Below are 16,925 nucleotides of genomic sequence, written 5' to 3'. Positions count from 1 at the left end.
TTGGTATTAAAAAATGGACTCGTTTGACAAGCCTACAACGGCACCATAACTTGGTGCATACCTGAAATCATAGTAGACAGGAGCATAGGAGGCAAAATGCTAGAAGGTAAGGTTGCGATCGTATCAGGAGCCGGTCCGAATATAGGAAGGGAAATTGCAGCAACGCTAGCTTCAGAGGGAGCAAGTGTAGTCTGTATGGACCTCAATGCAGAATCTGCAGCTAATTCAGCGCAAGAACTAGAGAAAAAAGGATTTAATGCCATTGCTATTCAGGCTGACATTACAAAGCCCGATGACATGGCAAACATGATTACAAAAACTTTAGATGCATTTGGGCGAATCGATATTTTAATCAACAATGCCGCTATCACCAGTTCTCCAGGTTTATTGACAGAAAATATTGAGACCTTTCGTAAGGTGGTAGACGTAATCCTTGCAGGGACTTTCAACTGTACGCAGCACGTAGCACAGCAAATGGTCAGTCAAGGGACTGGTGGAGCAATAGTCAATATTGCCTCAACTTCTGGGCATAGGGGCAAATCTGGTGCAATCGCTTATCAATCGGCAAAAGCAGGCATCCTTAACTTTACACGCGCGTGCGCAGTGGAGCTCGCACCTCATAACATTCGAGTAAATTCGGTTACACCAACGCAAACAGGAATGCCAGTAGGTGGAAAACCCATACGAAGCACAAATGAAAAACCGAAAAGCGTACCACGAGGAAGGTGGGGTGAACCAAGTGATCAGGCACAGGCAATTTTGTTCTTGGCCTCTGATAAAGCTGATTTCATAACTGGCGCAGACTTGCCAGTGGACGGTGGGAATTTAGCGGTAAGAATTTCAGGGTAGGAGAATTACATCATTAATAAAAATTCTAATGTGGTTATCATCGGTGGAGGAATTACCGGAGTCGGAATTGCATATTTTCTAGCCCAAAATGGGGTGAAAAGTACTGTCATAGAACGCGATTCTATTGCCAGTCATGCATCAGGTTTCGCCTATGGAGGACTTTCCGGCGGTATCCCAAATGGCCCAAATATAAATACACCGATCATTGACTATAGTATGAGCCTATTCCCCTCTCTAGTGGATGAATTGCAAACCCAAACAGGCATAGACCTTCAATTTCGCAAAAGAGATTTACTACGATTGGCCCTGTCACAAAATGACATAGATGACTTAACTAAACATTCGAATTGGCAAAAAGAGCAAGAAAATTACAAAGTATCTTGGCTCAATGAATACGAAGCTAAGGCGCTGGAGCCTCGCATAACTGATGAAACTATTGGAGCTCTGCATGTTGAAGGTTCCTTTGACGTAGAGCCTTATCGCCTAACCCTAGCTCTTGCCCAAGCAAGCGAAAAGCTTGGGGCCACTATAAAATCTGGAAACGTCACGGCCATCCTTCAGGAGAACCATAAAATATTAGGAGTTAGAACCGACAAGGATTTTATAGCGTGTGAAAACGTTATTGTTGCCATGGGCCCGTGGAGTATTAACGCTCAATCATGGCTTAATGTAAATATCCCGATCAAGCCTTTAAAAGGACAAATTATCCGCCTTCGATCAGATGATAAGCCTTTCGAATTTAGTATTGGTCATGGTAAAAATTATGCGATGACAAAACCATCAGATCAATTGGTTTGGTGTGGCACAACAGAAGAAGATGCTGAATTTGAGGAAGGCACTACTATAGCCGCTCGCGATCAAATTATTGACTCAAGTCTACGAATGCTACCTTGCCTAGAAAATGCAGAATTAATATTACAAACGGCGTGCCTCAGGCCCATAACCCCTGATAATGGCATCATCTTAGGTCAATTCCAAGAAATTCAAGGCGCTTACATTGCTACTGGTGGGGGGAGGCAAGGAATCATGATGGGACCTGGAATATCAAAATTACTTGCTGATCTAATTGCGTTTGGTACTCACGAAATAGGGATTGATCAGTTTAGCCCTAATCGTTTTACCCAATGAGTTTAAAGGCAATGATCGCAAACTTTTTGACAGAGAACCTTAGCGGTGCTAGGTTCATCTTATAAGCTGTAACGTATCGGAGGTTATATGCCAGTAATCGATTCTGATGCACATGTTGTGGAAACTGAACAGACATGGGATTACATGGATCCCGGAGATGAGAAATACCGTCCTACGATCGTAGATTCTCCGAATGGAGACGGTGTTAAGTATTGGAAAATTGATGGCGAAATTAGGGCGCGAGCAAGAGGCCCTGTAGCTGCCGCGGGCATTTCAGAAAAAGTAAAACGTAATATGGTAACTGACGATGCTAAGCGATATATGGAAGACATCCCTGGCAGAATTGCCCATATGGACGAGCTCGGAATCGATGTGCAAGTCCTTTACCCTACTCTTTATATTGGCAGAATGTGCGATAGCCCCGAGGCTCAGTTGGCATTGGCTAAGAGCTACAATAGGTGGCTCGCAGACATCTGGAAAGAATCTAACGGACGTTTACGATGGACTTGCATACTCCCCCTAGACTCGATGGATGAAGCCATTGACCAGCTCCGCTGGTCAGCTAACCATGGGGCATGTGGTGTGACTATGCGCTCTATTGAAGACGAAAGGCTTCTGATTGATGAGTATTTCTACCCAATATACGAAGAGGCTTCAAATCTAAATATACCAATCACTGTACATATTGGTAATTCCAATTCTTACATACGGGGACTTATGGCTAAGGATGGTATTGGAGGCACTTTCAGCGGTTTACGACTAATGTCAGTAGCGAGCTTCCATCAATTAATAACCACGAGTACACCTAAGAAATTCCCTAATCTACGATGGGGGTTCATTGAAGCAAGTTCTCAATGGTTACCTTATGCAGTTCATGATCTCAGGAGACGCCTTGAAACTAGAGGGCGTGATCTGGAAGAGGACGTTCTTGGAGCTTATAACATTTGGGTCACAGCACAGACTGATGACAATTTGCCTGATGTACTTAACTATGTAAGCGATCGGCACATTCTGATTGGGACTGACTATGGACATCAGGATCAATCAAGTGAAATAGAAGCAATCAGGATCATGAAAGAAGACGGGGGGCTGAAGCCCAGTACTGTAGATAACATACTCGGTTCCAATGCAACTAAGTTTTATGGGATAAACCTATAACCTTAAAATAACGGAGGGCTAAATGTTAACCTCAGAAGAAAATCAACTACTTACGCAGGTTGGCCCGGGAACACCCTGCGGGGAGTTGCTGCGCAGGTATTGGCACCCTATATCCGTTGCTACTGAAATTAATGAAGAAAACCCTACCAAGTTTGTGAGAGTCCTTGGTGAAGATCTTGTAATTTTCAAAGACAAATCTGGGAATTGGGGCCTACTGGCAGATAAATGCTCCCATAGAAACGCTTCGCTAGTTTACGGTCGTGTAGAAGAACGAGGCATTTCATGCGCCTATCACGGGTGGCTCTACGACTGTGCAGGAAATATTCTAGAGACCCCGCCTGAGAAAAACGATGCTATTTTAAATACCGTGAAACAGACTGCGTACCCGGTTCAAGTCTATTTGAATCTTGTATGGGCATATTTAGGCCCGCAACCGGTACCGCCTATGACACGCTTTGATACATTGTTCCGACCAGATGGGAATAGGTTAATAAGAGTCCATCCCCAACTAGACTGCAATTGGTTTCAGGCTATGGAAAACTCAATGGATCCAGCGCATCTTCAAATACTCCATCAAGAATATATTGGCAGGGGTCGCAACCCTGTAAACACAACTCGGGGGTTTACTGACGATGTAGAAACATTTGATTTTTATTCAACTGATTATGGGTTAATGAAGAAACGAACTTACAAAAATGGAGTCGTTGACGAACATCCAGTGCTTTTCCCGACAATTTTACGCCAAGGTCCGAGCACTCAATTTCGCACTCCTATAGACGATACGCATACCATGCATATACACGTCAATTTCACTTTGACGGAAGATGGCTCAGAACCCGCCGAGGCATTCGATCCTCCTATTCAATATATGGAAGCATATAAGGAGCCTGCAGAAGCCCTTTACCCTTTTGCCAAATTCACTCTCCAGCATGTTATCCCGCAAGATCACATGGCATGGGAGACTCAAGGCCAAATTGCAGACAGGACCAATGAGCATCTCAGTTACTCTGATCGAGGTGTAGTATTGCTGCGCCGCATCCTTAAAGAGCAGATCGAAAAAGTTCAAAACGGAAATGATCCAATGGGCGTATTTCGCGATTCAAATCACGCAATTATTGATACGAAAATTGATGAGGATTTTTGGAAAGGCCGAACCAGTAGTACTGTTGCCGTTACCGAAACTAAGAAATAATTTTATTTTATTTCAGGCTTATATGGTTCAGGGATTTCAAGTTCAAAAGAATTGATGAAAAGCGAATTGGTAATGTACTGGCCAGTAAGCGCCATCAAGTCAATCAGATTTTGAATACCTAACAATTTCATCGCCGCATCAAACAGCTCATCCTTAGCAGCATGTTCCAATACAATTGCACGTGTAAATTCAATAACTGTTCGATAATCATCTGGAGTCTCTGCAGGAAGTGCTTTTTGATCATAAATCGCGTCAACAAGGGATTGGCTTGCGCCTCCACCTAGCGCTAATTGAACATGTGCACTCCAGACATACTCGCAGTCCATAGATCTAGCAGTCACCAGTATGGCAAGCTCCTGGAGTACCTGCGGAAACCTCAATTCCCACCTGACATAATTACTTAGAGGTCTGCGCCTAAGCGCCATTTCAGGGCTTATTGCAGCTACAGAACCAGGGCCTATAGGAACATTCCCTCCGCTATCAGCGATAAGTTCATCAAAAGCTGAGCGTAGTTTCTCTGGGATCATTCCTCTATTAATTTCAGGTAACCTACTCATAATCCGCTTTGTTCGCCACGTTTTTCTTTCTCATGCAGTTCCTCATGAGCCCTGAGGGTAGTTGGTCTGATATCACGCCCTCGTTCAGCGCTCATCTCTATGCTTTTAAGCCATTTAACATTGGCACACTGGTCCACTACGTCAGTACCACACGCTGCCGGATCAGGTATTAAAAATCGTATGGGCCCGCCTTTTTCTACAGGTAAGGGACCTCCATCAAGGCCATACCAGACAATTGCCTGATCAAGGACTGCATCAAGAGGAATACTTGCAGCAAAGTCTCCTTCTGCTTCTAAAGTAATGTACTGCACATCTTTTTTTGGCTCCACGACGGCCATAATTGCAGACAATTTCACGCCTACCCCTTCCCTACCAGCTGCAAGCGTTGAAACATCTTTTATCTGGTCCGGCAGCAAAGCTAAATCAGAATAGCCAAATTCTTTAGGCTTATTTACTAACCCTGTAATAATTATCTTTTCCGACATTTCATTCCTTTGAATCGGCATAGTACCAGTCATTAGATACTCGTACTGCAACCATTTCACCAGTAGCTGTTTCAATACCTCCTGAAACTAACGAACAATGAATCAAGGCTTTTCTTTCCCCCAGCTCCGTAACGTTCGCTGTCATCGTAAGAGGCTGGTCAATAGGTGTAGGCTTTTTGTAAGTGATTTTTAGTGACGCAGTAACGTACCAAATTATGTCACCCTCACCAACCTCTCGACCTTCTTTTTTGTAAGTTTCAGCAATTGCAGTAAATATACTATGGCAATCAATCACGCTAGCTATAGTCCCGCCGTAAACTATATGCTTTGGACCTGCAGCAAATTCAAGCCTAGGGGTCCAAGTGCATGTAGCTTTATCCCCATCCCAAAAACTTCTAATTTTCAAGCCATCTTCAACCTCTGGGCCGCAACCCCAGCAGTGATTACCTGGCAATAAATCTTGAAACGCATAACTCAATTTAGGTACCTCAATGGACGAATAATAGAAATATAAGGGTAAAATCAGCCGTTAGCGTAAACGCTATCTGCGTGACGTCCATCCTGTTGTCGGTCACGTAAGGCCTCAAAATTAATTCGCTGGTTTTTCATATTAGGATCTGTAGAAAAATTCCGCATTATTTCTAAAGGCTCTTCGCTAATAGACTCAAACCAATAGCCCACGCCTTTAGGTATGAATAAAGCATCCTTAGGGCCTAGGTCAACTGACTTTCCGTCCTTGCCGTAAAATCGAGCTTTGCCTGAAAGGACAAACCAAACTGCATCTTGGCCAGAATGTGCATGTAAGTTGGTCTCACCCCCGTCCTTACTGACCACTTGGATAGCAACTCCCAAGATTCCGCTGTTAACTAATTGCGTATTCGATTTAGGCAAGCTTCCCAAATCAGGTGTTTCGTAACGTATTACTTCCATTTCCCCAATATTTTCTCGCTCTACAGACATATTTCACCCCTTAATGCCGGTTATGGCATACCATACTCCCAAATTCAAATTTTGGATAAGGTTTATAGCTATGCCAATATCGACAGATCTCAAAATAGGATTCTTAAAGCCAGGCACCGGTAGATCTCATTATGACGAATTTGCAGCAATGATCCCAGAAGGGATCAATTTAGACATGCAAGAACTAGGAGTAATGCAATCTTCATTAACTGATTTTGCAGCAAGAGCTGACGCCATAATTAATAGAGCGGTGACGTTAACTGCGCAAAGCAATTGGCAGGGAATTATCATTCCTGGTGCACCCGTTGAAGTTCAAAATCAAGGATTACGAGATCGTTTATCTAGCGTATTGGAAATTCCTTTTGTGACAGCATTGGAGGCAGGGTGCTCCGCTCTTAATGCCTATAATGCCAGAAAAGTTTTACTTCTAACGCCTTTTGATTCACATATGAACTCTCTAATAACGAAGCATTTATCTGAAGCAGAAACAGGAATAGAATTCGAATTAGCAGATCTTGGGTTCTCAAGCGAACAAGACGCAATAGATTTGAACCATGAAATTGTATATGAAATAACCAAAAAAGCAGTGGCTAAATCTAGTAGGATTGACGCCTTATATTTCCAAGGAGCTGTTCTAAGTCCATTACAAGTAATAGATGAAATGGAAGCCGAATTTTCAATACCAGTTATCTCTAGTAATCCAGCCATGCTTTGGGCAATCGTATCAAAACTTGGGCATGAATTTAGAATTGAAGGTAAAGGGAAATTAGTGCGAGAATGGCCAGTGTTTGGTCGGAGATAATATGCGATTGGGAATAGCACTTCCGTTAGATTTTGATACCGAACCTACCAATGATGTTTTTTCCAAAGGTGCTTCACTTGCTGAAACCCATGGATTCGACAGTGTTTGGTTTTTTGATTCTTTAGGTCGAAAAAGACTCTCTTTTGATCCTTTGATAGGAGCTTCTGTCGCAGCTGCCGCCACACGCCATATCGAAGTTGGAATTGGTATTCTCCAGATACCGATACGTAATCCATATGAATTAGCGAATCGTGTTCTCACCGCGCATTTAATTTGCGAGGGCAGGCTTACTCTTGGAGTTGGTTCAGGCTCTACCCGCATAGACTTTGAGGCAGTTGGTAAAAATTTTAATGAACGGATGAGCTTGCTTAGAGATGGACTTGAAATTATGAAAAAGCTTTGGCGTGGTGAAGAGGTCAACGGCATCGATCTTTGTCCAGCATCTGTAACCTTGGGGGGACCTTCAATTGTGATAGGTAGTTGGGCTGGACCTAAATGGATTAACTCAGCAGCAGGCAATTACGATGGTTGGATAGCATCAGCCTATTTTTCAGGATTTGATACGTTAAAAAATGGCATCAAACAATATAAAGAGGCGGGAGGAAAACGAGCTATAGTTACTAACATTTCGTTAGCTTTTGATAGTCGGTCAGAGCCTCTCCAAGATTCAGATAATTCATTCCACTTAATGTGTGAGCCTGAAATTGCGTCTGAGCGACTCGAAAAATTAAAAAATATAGGATTTGATGATGCTATTGTGGTATACCGAGGTAGTGATCCCATTGACCTAAAAAAAATCAGGTCCTTAGTAGGAAAGTGAGAGAATGAATATGTCAGAACATCATCATGAACACACTGAGCCACCTTCTTCCACCGAGCTACGTGTCAAATCAATCGAATCTTTGCTTGTCGAAAAAGGTTTGGCCAAGTCAGAGACTATTGACATGATCATTGATACCTATGAAACCAAAATTGGCCCATCTGTTGGTAAGGCAATTGTTGCCAAGGCATGGGTTGATCCTCAATTCAAGGCAGATCTTATTAATGACCCTCACTCTGCTCTCTCTGGATTTGCAGAAATTGGAGCACAAGGTGAGCAGATTCGAATCTTGGAAAACACTGATCAAGTACATAATTTAGTTGTGTGTACTCTGTGTTCATGTTACCCATGGCCAATTCTTGGTTTACCTCCAGTATGGTATAAATCGGCGCCTTATCGGTCACGTGCTGTAGCAGACCCTCGAGGGGTGCTAGCGCAATTCGGCACTAATATTCCTGAAAACGTAGAAATTCGTGTTTGGGATTCCACCTCTGAAATGAGATTCCTGGTTTTGCCCCAGAGACCGGAAGGAACAGAGGATTGGCCTGAAGAAAAATTAATTAGTCTTGTCTCAAGGAATTCAATGATAGGGGTTGAGAAGGTAAATTTGCAGACTGAAGAGTTGATCCATGAATAGCGTACATGATTTAGGGGGAAGCGAAGGGTTTGGGTCCATTCATCCTGAACCAGAAGATATTGAGCCAATTTTCCACAATTGGTGGGAGGGAAGAGTTTACGCATTAGTCCGAATGTTAGGTTTATTTGGTCTATGGAATATAGATATGTCACGGCATGCTAGAGAAAGGCTTCACCCAGTAGACTACCTACGTAATTCTTATTATGAAAATTGGCTCGCAGGTTTAGAGACTCAGTTGTTCGAATCTGGCTTGGTGACTATGGAGGAATTATTAGAAGGTATTGCCAAGGGACCTGCACCAAAAGAATTACGCGAACGTGTCCTGCTACCGTCTGATGTAAAAAATACGCCATTGGTAAGAATGAGCTACTTCCGGGATACAGACGCGATTCCAAAATTCAAAGTAGGTGATGCCGTGAGAGCAATAAACCAGCATCCTACATCGCATACCCGTGAACCAAGGTATGTGAGAGGGCATTCAGGGGTAGTCCATGAACACTACGGAGCGCAGGTTTTCCCTGATTTAAGCGTTAAGGGCGTTGACGAAGGCCATCATCTTTATAGCGTACGTTTTGAAGCATCCGAACTATGGGGGGCAGATGGTGCATCTAATACAGCCGTCTACGTAGATTTATGGGAAGATTACCTTGAAAAATCTATCTAATAAGCAAGTAGCGATGGCCGACATAGATGAGTTAGCACTGATACCTAGAGATGATTCAGGTCCTGTCTTTTCTGAGCCTTGGGAAGCTTCGGCTTTTGCACTTGCTGTTCAACTTTCCTCTGAAAAGCATTTCACTTGGCAGGAATGGGCAACAACGCTAGCTGAAGAAATAAAGCATGCCAATTTATCAGCAGATCCAAACATAAGAGAAAATTATTACGTGCACTGGCTACGGGCACTAGAACGCCTATGTATTACTAAAGGGCTAATAAGTGAAAGTGAAATAGATCTTCGCCAAGAAGACTGGCGGAGGGCCTACCTAAACACCGAGCATGGCCAACCTGTGCATCTTAAAGCTGCATACACGGAAGCGAAGTCTTTCCCGCATCACTCACAACAGCTATAGTCCGAAGCGAAGATTAATGGATGGAGAATAATGAAATGACTCAGAATGTCGGGTTTGTTGGGTTAGGTACTATGGGAAAGCCTATGGCTTTAAACCTGCTAAAAGCGGGTTATCAACTTACCGTTTTTGATGTCGACGGAAGTGCAGTGGAATCTTTAGTGGCAGAGGGAGCTAAAGCAGAAACCAGTGCCAAAAATGTTGCTGAGAATTCTGAAGTGATTGTTTCAATGCTCCCAGCGTCGCAGCATTCTTTAGCTGCAGCATTCGGACCCGATGGCTACATATCAGGGCTGAAAAATGGAGCCACGATCATCGACATGAGTACTATCGATCCTGACACTACGCGCCAGATTGCACAGGGAGTAACAGAGGCTGGTGGCAAAATGCTCGATGCGCCTGTAAGCGGTTCATCTGCCTGGGCAACTGCGGGAACGCTGACAATTATGGTTGGTGGGAGTAAAGACGTTCTAGATGAGCATCATTCATTATTGAGCTGCATGGGGACAAATATTATCCACTGTGGCGATATAGGAATGGGAGAGACCGTCAAGCTTGCTAATAATCTTGTTGCTGGGGTTTCAATGGTTGCAGTGACAGAGGCATTTGCACTTGGCATATCTAAAGGTGCTGACCCAAAAATACTTTTCGAAGTGATGTCGAAGGCATCAGGAAATTGCTGGACGCTTCAAACGCGATGCCCAGCTCCGGATGTCATTGAAGATAGCCCGGTAAATAACGGGTTCGCTCCTGGATTCATGACTGATCTCATGTATAAAGATCTAGGATTAGCACTATCCGCTGCAAGTCAGGAAAAATTGCCCCTCGCACTTACTGCTATAGCTCACGAACAATATGGCGCTACTAGTAGACAGGGCTTCGGTAGGTTAGATTTTTCTGCGGTCGCAAAATTATTAGAAACACATAAACACGAGTAACGGAGATTAGTATGGCTACCCAAACTGAAGAGCTTAAGCTTGTACCAATGCATGTTGGAGGCGAAGAAATTCTTGCTAAAGCAGGTGACACCATCGTGGTGGGAAACCCTGCTTTCCGTGGGCTCCCACTTGCCTTAGTGCCAAGGTCATATCAAGAAGATGTAGACCATGCGGTTCATGTCGCACAGGACGCCTTCCAGAGTTGGAGGAAAGTAGCTCCTCGTGAAAGAGGACGTATTATGCTTCGCATTGCAGATGCTCTGGAATCTGCTGCTGAGGAAATAGCTATTCTGATTTCTACAGAAACCGGTAATGCATTAGCACCGCAATCAAGACCTGAAGCTAACACTACCGCCGAGGTTTTCCGTTATTTTGGAGGAGTTGCAAACGAGCTTAAAGGAGAGACAATTCCCCTAGGGGAAAATCTCCTTGTCTACAACAGACGTGAACCCATTGGCGTTGTTGGCGGAATTATTCCCTGGAATTCACCAGTTCTATTAGGCGCATTGAAAATCGCCATGGCAATTACTGCCGGAAACACTTTAGTCCTCAAGGCTGCGGAAGATGCACCTCTTGCAGTTCTCAAAATGTCCGAAATTTGTAACAATTTTTTGCCTGCAGGTGTTTTGAATGTTCTCACTGGCTATGGTGAAGAGGCCGGCGCAGCACTAGCAGCTCACCCATTAGTAAGAAAGCTTTCGTTCACAGGATCAACTGACGTCGGGAAATTAATTATGCATGCAGCGGCAGACAGAATTGTTCCGGTCTCTCTTGAGCTTGGAGGTAAAAGCCCTGTTGTCGTGTACCCTGACTCCAATGAAGATAGTGTTGTGCAGGGAGTCATATCCGGAATGCGTTTCACCCGTCAAGGGCAATCATGCACAGCGGGGTCGCGTCTTTTCTTACATGAAAGCATTCATGATGACTTTCTAGGTAAGTTAGTGGATAAGCTCAAGGGATTAAAAGTCGGAAACCCACTTGATGAAGCAACTCATATGGGATCAATAATCAATGAAAAGCAATTCAATCGGGTATGCAGTTATATTGAGGATGGATTGGGGCAAGAAGGCTCAGAAATAGTACTTGGGGGGATGCCTCCCTCACATGGTCCGCTTGCAGAAGGCTATTATGTTACTCCTACGGTGATAACGCGTGCTAATAATGATTGGCGAGTTGCACGTGAGGAAATCTTTGGCCCTGTGCTTGTCGTAGTGCCTTGGTCAGATGAAGAAGATGTAATCCGCATGGCAAACGACAGTCATTATGGATTGGCAGCCTATGTCTGGTGCAAAAATATTAAACAAGCTCTCAATGCGGCTCATAAGATTGAATCTGGTTGGGTTCAAGTAAACAGAGGATTAGGGCAATTGCCAGGACATTCCTACGGTGGGTATAAGATGAGTGGAATTGGAAGGGAATTCTCTCTTGAAGGCATGTTAGATAGCTTTACTCAGCGAAAGAGCGTTACAGTAAACTTGGAATAAGAGTGCAATTTAGTCTCATTAATATAGGTGCAAAATGTTTGGTTCATTTAGCAGAAGTTTTAAATTATTCAAAGAGAGCTGGAGCGTTTTGCGGCAAGACCCCGAATTAATTTGGCTTACTGTCGCTTCATTCTTTTCCGTAGGATTGATAATCGTAATATTCACGGGGATAGGATTCAGCAGCAATATGATTGTCGCTGAAGAAGGCTCGGAATCGATTACGTCGGGGGGGATATTTCTTATAGCTTTGATCTATTTTCTCTGTTACTTCTCACAAATCTATTTCCAAGTTGCATTAGTTTCCGCGGTAATGCACCGTATGGATGGCTACGACCCTTCTATTCGATTCGCTATTAACCAAGCAAACCATCGCCTTTTCGCAATACTAGTGTGGACTTTAATTGCAGCAACAGTCGGACTAATAATTAAAGCTATTGAAGAAGGTGCTCGAAGACGTGGTAGCGGCATAGGTGCTTCCATAATAGTGATGATTCTCGGTGCTAGCTGGAATCTACTTGTTTTCTTTGTAATTCCCGTCATAGTTGCCGAAAACAAAACAGGTATTAGTGCGATCAAACAATCAGGAAAAATAATTAAGGAACGCTGGGGTAGCGCAATTATTGGTAACCAAGGCATTGGACTCTTAGTTTTTATTGCTGTGCTTCTGACAGGGGCAGGACCAATCGCATTAGGTGTTTTTGCAATTGACGCAAGTTTCTTACTTGGGGCTTTACTCATTCTGCTAGGTATTCTGTCAGGCATGACTGTCGCTGCCATAGGCTCGACACTTAGCTCAACATACCGTGCAGTCCTATATCGATATGCGACCGCCGGTGAAATAGGGCAATACCATAAAGAAATACTTGATTCTGCGTTTCGACCATCAAGTGATCTGCGCCAACACCAATAGGAATGTGTTAACTGGTGAAAAATAATCTGATTCTCAGCGTTACTGATCAATCGCCTATACGCAGAAACGACACACCTAGGAGCGCCCTTCTAGATACCGTAAAGCTTGCGCAAGCGGTCGAAAATTTAGGCTATTCGCGCTATTGGGTTGCAGAGCATCACAATACAGGAACATACGCTGGAGCAAGCCCTGAAATCCTTATTGGCCAAATTCTAGCGAACACCGAAAAGATAAAAGTGGGGAGTGGTGGGGTGATGCTCTCTCATTATTCTTCTCTGAAAATTGCTGAACAATTTCGAATTTTGGAGTCCTTCTATCCAGGTAGGGTTGATTTAGGAATAGGGCGCGCTCCTGGTAGTGACCAGGCCACCATATTTGCACTCGCATATCCGAAACGACCCGTTGACATTCAAACATTCCCCCAGCAAGTAGCTGACCTAATCGGCTATTTACAAAATAACCTGCAGCCAGATCACCCTTTCGCAAGCATCAAAGCACAGCCTGGTCCTGATCCAGAATCTTCACCTGAAGTATGGCTTTTAGGATCTAGTGATTACTCTGCGAATCTCGCAGCTTATCTAGGACTACCTTTTGCATTTGCAGATTTTTTTGGAAACACGGGTAAGCACGGTCCTGCAGTGACAGAACTTTATCGCAAAAATTTCAGGCCTTCACATCTTTGCTCTGAACCTCGTGTAAATGTAACGGTGCAAGTGGTATGCGCACCAACAGAAGAAGAAGCAAAATTTATCGCTACTAGCAGGAACTTAAACCGAGCTCGCCGCCTTCTAGAAGCTAAAACAGGGCAACGTATCGAAGGTTTATCTTCCCCAGAAGAAGCTTCCAATACCGCGCTTAGCGAAGAAGCTTTGCAGTATATTAATCAATATACCGCTGGGTACTATGACGGTGACCCAACGCAAATCGCAAAAGCTTTACATGACGTTTCAGAGTCCTATGAAACTCAAGATATAGGAATCGTCACGATTGCTTATTATCTGAAGGACAGGATCAAGTCTTACGAACTGATAGCCCATGAATTAGGCCTTACTAACAAAATCAGTCCTCAATTAACTACTACACAGCTGCGTGATTGACACCTGGGCTCGCCACTCTTGAGCTGAGGGATCCTTCAACCCAATCTATAGCTCGCGGTAAAACTACCGCAGCTGAACGTGTGTAGTAAACACCTGAATCATCTACTGAAGATGGCGTTATCCCGTAGTCTCTTAGATTTTTAGCAGCCTGAATCAATCTTTTTCGAGTGCGGATAATCGCCGTATCACTGATCCCTAGATGTTCGCGACTACGATCATAGATAAAACCCATCGTTTCCTGCATTCCCGAATCTTGTGGCCATGTGCCTGGTAAACCAGAAAAACGATCAGTTTTCTGTGCTTCCCAATCAATATTGAAATCATTTTCTATATTGTGCTTAGGCCACCAAGCCCCTTCGGGTTTTGTAAGAGCAGGCAAAAATGCATCCACTGTAGGGTGCAGACCCTGCTGTCCAGGTCTTGGACCAAAATTTAAATAATCAAGCTGCCCTTCAGTCAAAGGTTCTTTGGGATTGTAGGTAAAGCACAAAGCAAGGACGTGGTGATCATCCATAGGCATATATGAATGACCACTTAGCACGGGGTTCTCACCATAGGGAGGTATCATCGTGTGAAACGGCATATAAAAATTGGTTATGCGCCAATAGAACGAATCTTCCTCAGCATTTCTTCTGGCACCTATCAGTACTCCATAATCTGTGTCTAATGTCTCAAAACGCGGGTGCTTGTCACGCATTTTATAAACCATTCCCTGTTGGCTATTAGGCAAAGAAATCTGCGCCTTGGGGTCGCCAACTAAGGTACCTACGTCGTTCGCGTTCATGCTGGGCATACCAGATGAAGATCCTCGATAAGGCTTATCAAATTGACGGTGCAAAAAACCTGAATGTGAAGAATCAATTTCCCCTTCAATGGTTTGCATAAAATTATTTTGAGCAACACGCTTGCTTAAATAAACTTGGGACTCCGGAACCATATTCCATTCAAGCTGAGGCAATTCAGGAGGGTTGTCCTGGTCAGGCCCCATATATATCCAGATCACTCCATTTCGTTCGGAAGCAATGTAGTGGGGAAGTTGAACTTTAGAGCTAAAATTTGATTCGGGCGGCTCAGAAGGCATCTCAACACATTCACCATTAATGTCAAATTTCCAGCCATGGTAAACGCAGCGCAAACCTTCTTCTTCGTTACGCCCAAAATACAATGATGCTCCACGATGCGGGCAGCTAGGGCTAATAACTCCAACGTTACCTGAAGACACTCTGAAAACAAGAAGGTCTTCACCAAGCAATCGAGTACGATGAGGTACTCCATCTTTTGCAACTTCAGCGGATAATACCGCAGGCATCCAGTACAGTCGCATAAGCGTACCCATAGGTGTACCCGGCCCTACACGAGTCATCAGTTCATTATCTTCGATACTAAGCATCCTGCACCTCTTAAATAGTCTGCTTATTCCAACCGCTCAATTAATCAAACATTAATTTACTCTTCAAAAAACTGCGAAACAATTAACTCTTATCGAAAGTAACTATTATCGCACAGTCACTGGACAAGTTGCCGTTGCGAAAGAAATGCCTAAGTCGATTAGCTAATGCAATCATCTTATACTGCCAGCCGTATTTCGAGCTTATTGCCTTTACTACTTCCCTATACTCTTCCCCATCAACAATTCGCGCATTCCCTAAAACTGCCTTCGCGTCTTTTAACGGATTACCACTGTAATCACTGGCGATCAATTCGACAGATGATGTATGCAAAATTCTTTTCACTTTCCATGAATTCTGTACGGTAGTGAAGCCAATGCATTTATCAGAAATTAATGCGATCCAGACAGGGATATGCTTTTTACGACCATCGCGAGTAAAGGTCGTTAGACGGACATATTTTTCTTCATGAATAGCCCTTAAGACACTCATTTCTAAGATACTGGCTCAGCCAAAAAGACGGGAATAACCCTTTCAGTCTTGTTTTGATAGTCCGCATAGGGAGGATATGTATTAACGGCAATTTCCCATAGACGTGCCCGCTCTTCAGCGTCCTTGATTTCTCTTACTCGCATATTAAAAACTTGAGTCTCATCTCGTATTTCAACATCACGATCTGCCTTCAAGTTGTAATACCACACTGGGTGTTTTGGAGCTCCGCCCATTGAAGCTACTAAAACATAATTATCTCCATCCATAACGCGCATTAAAGGTGTTTTCCGCGTGGCACCTGTCTTATTACCTTTGTTAGTTACAATTATCACAGGTAAACCCGTATCTCTAAGGGTCAAGCCTTCTGTCCCTCCACTGCTTTCATAAAGAGCAACTTGGTCCGCAACCCACTCTCTAGGGCTTGGGATATATTCACTCATTTCCCCTCCATTAGCTTCAGTATAAACAAACTGGCCAAGTGTCATGATAAGACCTTGGCCAGTTTGAATTCCACTAAAGTAAAAACTTAATCTTTCGATCTTACGGTTAATACTCCAAGAGCGAGACTAACGATCATCGAGCCTATATAGGCTACGTAAATCAAGCTATTTGTTTCGTACCAAATAGTCGCAGTTACAGCACCCCACAAACCCACCGCGATAAAAAGCAAGGACAAGGCAATGTGGATGTTTTTCTGAAGGAAAAACGCAATTCCTATGACAGCAAAGCCAAGCATGATAAGCCCTGTTGAAAGAGCACCTGCTGCCGCTGCAATTGCTGCAGCCGACCCAATCATAATATATGCAGCTTCAAGTATGTTCCCACCCATACCAATAATCATTACCACTAGTGCAAGACGAGCAAAATGGATACCAGGGCCATCGCCCATACGATCTTTAATCCCATTCATACCACCAACCATAAGAACTCCACCCATCATCCCCATAACCAAGGAATATTT

At 43.7% G+C, this 16,925-nt stretch carries 21 protein-coding genes; 13 read left to right on the top strand and 8 right to left on the bottom strand.

Annotated features, from left to right (window positions below; translation table 11 throughout):
- Positions 1-96: 96 nt before the first annotated feature.
- The 4 genes from MK127_07195 to MK127_07180 all read left to right on the top strand — a co-directional run bounded on the left by MK127_07195 (position 97) and on the right by MK127_07180 (position 4,327).
- Complete coding sequence (locus MK127_07195; protein MCH2532576.1) at positions 97-849, top strand: SDR family oxidoreductase; 753 nt, start codon at positions 97-99, stop codon at positions 847-849.
- 30 nt (positions 850-879) lie between these two features.
- Positions 880-1,977, top strand: a complete 1,098-nt coding sequence (locus MK127_07190; GenBank protein ID MCH2532575.1) for an FAD-dependent oxidoreductase — start codon at positions 880-882, stop codon at positions 1,975-1,977.
- Between the two features lie 87 nt (positions 1,978-2,064).
- Positions 2,065-3,135 carry an amidohydrolase family protein gene (locus MK127_07185; GenBank protein ID MCH2532574.1) on the top strand — a complete coding sequence of 357 codons (1,071 nt, stop codon included), beginning with the start codon at positions 2,065-2,067 and terminating at the stop codon, positions 3,133-3,135.
- A gap of 22 nt (positions 3,136-3,157) precedes the next feature.
- Complete coding sequence (locus MK127_07180) at positions 3,158-4,327, top strand: Rieske 2Fe-2S domain-containing protein (GenBank protein MCH2532573.1); 1,170 nt, start codon at positions 3,158-3,160, stop codon at positions 4,325-4,327.
- Positions 4,328-4,329: 2 nt separating this feature from the next.
- Here MK127_07180 and MK127_07175 read toward each other — a convergent pair whose 3' ends face one another.
- Genes MK127_07175 through MK127_07160 form a run of 4 tightly spaced genes read right to left on the bottom strand, consistent with a single transcriptional unit; the run spans position 4,330 to position 6,329 of the window.
- The gene (locus MK127_07175) at positions 4,330-4,884 is read right to left on the bottom strand and encodes a carboxymuconolactone decarboxylase family protein (GenBank protein ID MCH2532572.1); all 555 of its coding nucleotides are present in this window, start codon (positions 4,882-4,884) and stop codon (positions 4,330-4,332) included.
- Positions 4,881-5,402 (bottom strand): molybdopterin-dependent oxidoreductase, encoded by a 522-nt coding sequence (locus tag MK127_07170; GenBank protein ID MCH2532571.1) that lies wholly within the window; start codon positions 5,400-5,402, stop codon positions 4,881-4,883. Before MK127_07170 ends, MK127_07175 begins: the two co-directional genes overlap by 4 nt.
- Positions 5,371-5,847, bottom strand: a complete 477-nt coding sequence (locus tag MK127_07165) for a PaaI family thioesterase (GenBank protein ID MCH2532570.1) — start codon at positions 5,845-5,847, stop codon at positions 5,371-5,373. The genes MK127_07170 and MK127_07165 overlap by 32 nt, the downstream gene beginning before the upstream one ends.
- A gap of 44 nt (positions 5,848-5,891) precedes the next feature.
- A complete protein-coding gene (locus MK127_07160) occupies positions 5,892-6,329 on the bottom strand; it encodes a cupin domain-containing protein (GenBank protein MCH2532569.1) in 438 nt (145 codons plus the stop codon).
- 70 nt (positions 6,330-6,399) lie between these two features.
- On the opposite strand from MK127_07160, the gene MK127_07155 reads away from it, so the two are divergent.
- Genes MK127_07155 through MK127_07115 form a run of 9 tightly spaced genes read left to right on the top strand, consistent with a single transcriptional unit; the run spans position 6,400 to position 14,084 of the window.
- The gene (locus MK127_07155; protein MCH2532568.1) at positions 6,400-7,131 is read left to right on the top strand and encodes a hypothetical protein; all 732 of its coding nucleotides are present in this window, start codon (positions 6,400-6,402) and stop codon (positions 7,129-7,131) included.
- A gap of 1 nt (position 7,132) precedes the next feature.
- Complete coding sequence (locus MK127_07150) at positions 7,133-7,951, top strand: LLM class flavin-dependent oxidoreductase (GenBank protein MCH2532567.1); 819 nt, start codon at positions 7,133-7,135, stop codon at positions 7,949-7,951.
- A 10-nt stretch (positions 7,952-7,961) separates the two neighbouring features.
- Positions 7,962-8,588 (top strand): nitrile hydratase subunit alpha, encoded by a 627-nt coding sequence (nthA, locus tag MK127_07145; protein MCH2532566.1) that lies wholly within the window; start codon positions 7,962-7,964, stop codon positions 8,586-8,588.
- Positions 8,581-9,252, top strand: a complete 672-nt coding sequence (nthB, locus tag MK127_07140) for a nitrile hydratase subunit beta (GenBank protein ID MCH2532565.1) — start codon at positions 8,581-8,583, stop codon at positions 9,250-9,252. The genes nthA and nthB overlap by 8 nt, the downstream gene beginning before the upstream one ends.
- Positions 9,236-9,658, top strand: coding sequence for a nitrile hydratase accessory protein (locus MK127_07135; protein ID MCH2532564.1), 423 nt, complete (start codon positions 9,236-9,238; stop codon positions 9,656-9,658). The genes nthB and MK127_07135 overlap by 17 nt, the downstream gene beginning before the upstream one ends.
- 35 nt (positions 9,659-9,693) lie before the next feature.
- Positions 9,694-10,593 carry a 3-hydroxyisobutyrate dehydrogenase gene (gene mmsB, locus MK127_07130; protein ID MCH2532563.1) on the top strand — a complete coding sequence of 300 codons (900 nt, stop codon included), beginning with the start codon at positions 9,694-9,696 and terminating at the stop codon, positions 10,591-10,593.
- Positions 10,594-10,604: 11 nt separating this feature from the next.
- Positions 10,605-12,077: an aldehyde dehydrogenase family protein gene (locus MK127_07125; GenBank protein ID MCH2532562.1), complete on the top strand. Its 1,473-nt coding sequence runs from the start codon at positions 10,605-10,607 to the stop codon at positions 12,075-12,077.
- Positions 12,078-12,111: 34 nt separating this feature from the next.
- Positions 12,112-12,987, top strand: coding sequence for a DUF6159 family protein (locus tag MK127_07120; GenBank protein ID MCH2532561.1), 876 nt, complete (start codon positions 12,112-12,114; stop codon positions 12,985-12,987).
- A 14-nt stretch (positions 12,988-13,001) separates the two neighbouring features.
- Positions 13,002-14,084: an LLM class flavin-dependent oxidoreductase gene (locus tag MK127_07115; GenBank protein ID MCH2532560.1), complete on the top strand. Its 1,083-nt coding sequence runs from the start codon at positions 13,002-13,004 to the stop codon at positions 14,082-14,084.
- Here the strand turns inward: MK127_07115 and MK127_07110 are convergent.
- The 4 genes from MK127_07110 to MK127_07095 all read right to left on the bottom strand — a co-directional run.
- Positions 14,065-15,474 carry a Rieske 2Fe-2S domain-containing protein gene (locus MK127_07110; protein ID MCH2532559.1) on the bottom strand — a complete coding sequence of 470 codons (1,410 nt, stop codon included), beginning with the start codon at positions 15,472-15,474 and terminating at the stop codon, positions 14,065-14,067. The two genes, MK127_07115 and MK127_07110, sit on opposite strands and share 20 nt — an antisense overlap.
- Positions 15,475-15,556: 82 nt before the next feature.
- Positions 15,557-15,964 (bottom strand): PPOX class F420-dependent oxidoreductase, encoded by a 408-nt coding sequence (locus MK127_07105; protein MCH2532558.1) that lies wholly within the window; start codon positions 15,962-15,964, stop codon positions 15,557-15,559.
- A 2-nt stretch (positions 15,965-15,966) separates the two neighbouring features.
- Entirely contained in the window at positions 15,967-16,404 is a 438-nt protein-coding gene (locus MK127_07100) for a nitroreductase family deazaflavin-dependent oxidoreductase (protein MCH2532557.1), read from the bottom strand.
- 86 nt (positions 16,405-16,490) lie between these two features.
- A partial coding sequence (locus tag MK127_07095; protein MCH2532556.1) for a hypothetical protein occupies positions 16,491-16,925 on the bottom strand: 435 nt, incomplete at its 5' end.

The organism is Dehalococcoidia bacterium (assembly GCA_022449765.1).
Lineage (GTDB): Bacteria > Chloroflexota > Dehalococcoidia > Lucifugimonadales > Australimonadaceae > UBA2963.
Note: the sequence above shows the minus strand (reverse complement) of the source record. Positions and strands in the feature narration are given on the sequence as shown.

What these genes read in the sequence shown, in the direction of transcription:
- mmsB (MCH2532563.1), top strand. Translation starts at nt 9,694, where the DNA reads ATGACTCAGAATGTCGGGTTTGTTGGGTTAGGTACTATGGGAAAGCCT.
- MK127_07180 (MCH2532573.1), top strand. Translation starts at nt 3,158, where the DNA reads ATGTTAACCTCAGAAGAAAATCAACTACTTACGCAGGTTGGCCCGGGA.
- MK127_07110 (MCH2532559.1), bottom strand. Translation starts at nt 15,474, where the DNA reads ATGCTTAGTATCGAAGATAATGAACTGATGACTCGTGTAGGGCCGGGT.
- MK127_07155 (MCH2532568.1), top strand. Translation starts at nt 6,400, where the DNA reads ATGCCAATATCGACAGATCTCAAAATAGGATTCTTAAAGCCAGGCACC.
- nthB (MCH2532565.1), top strand. Translation starts at nt 8,581, where the DNA reads ATGAATAGCGTACATGATTTAGGGGGAAGCGAAGGGTTTGGGTCCATT.
- MK127_07105 (MCH2532558.1), bottom strand. Translation starts at nt 15,964, where the DNA reads ATGAGTGTCTTAAGGGCTATTCATGAAGAAAAATATGTCCGTCTAACG.
- nthA (MCH2532566.1), top strand. Translation starts at nt 7,962, where the DNA reads ATGTCAGAACATCATCATGAACACACTGAGCCACCTTCTTCCACCGAG.
- MK127_07150 (MCH2532567.1), top strand. Translation starts at nt 7,133, where the DNA reads ATGCGATTGGGAATAGCACTTCCGTTAGATTTTGATACCGAACCTACC.
- MK127_07175 (MCH2532572.1), bottom strand. Translation starts at nt 4,884, where the DNA reads ATGAGTAGGTTACCTGAAATTAATAGAGGAATGATCCCAGAGAAACTA.
- MK127_07120 (MCH2532561.1), top strand. Translation starts at nt 12,112, where the DNA reads ATGTTTGGTTCATTTAGCAGAAGTTTTAAATTATTCAAAGAGAGCTGG.
- MK127_07160 (MCH2532569.1), bottom strand. Translation starts at nt 6,329, where the DNA reads ATGTCTGTAGAGCGAGAAAATATTGGGGAAATGGAAGTAATACGTTAC.
- MK127_07125 (MCH2532562.1), top strand. Translation starts at nt 10,605, where the DNA reads ATGGCTACCCAAACTGAAGAGCTTAAGCTTGTACCAATGCATGTTGGA.
- MK127_07170 (MCH2532571.1), bottom strand. Translation starts at nt 5,402, where the DNA reads ATGACTGGTACTATGCCGATTCAAAGGAATGAAATGTCGGAAAAGATA.
- MK127_07100 (MCH2532557.1), bottom strand. Translation starts at nt 16,404, where the DNA reads ATGAGTGAATATATCCCAAGCCCTAGAGAGTGGGTTGCGGACCAAGTT.
- MK127_07185 (MCH2532574.1), top strand. Translation starts at nt 2,065, where the DNA reads ATGCCAGTAATCGATTCTGATGCACATGTTGTGGAAACTGAACAGACA.
- MK127_07195 (MCH2532576.1), top strand. Translation starts at nt 97, where the DNA reads ATGCTAGAAGGTAAGGTTGCGATCGTATCAGGAGCCGGTCCGAATATA.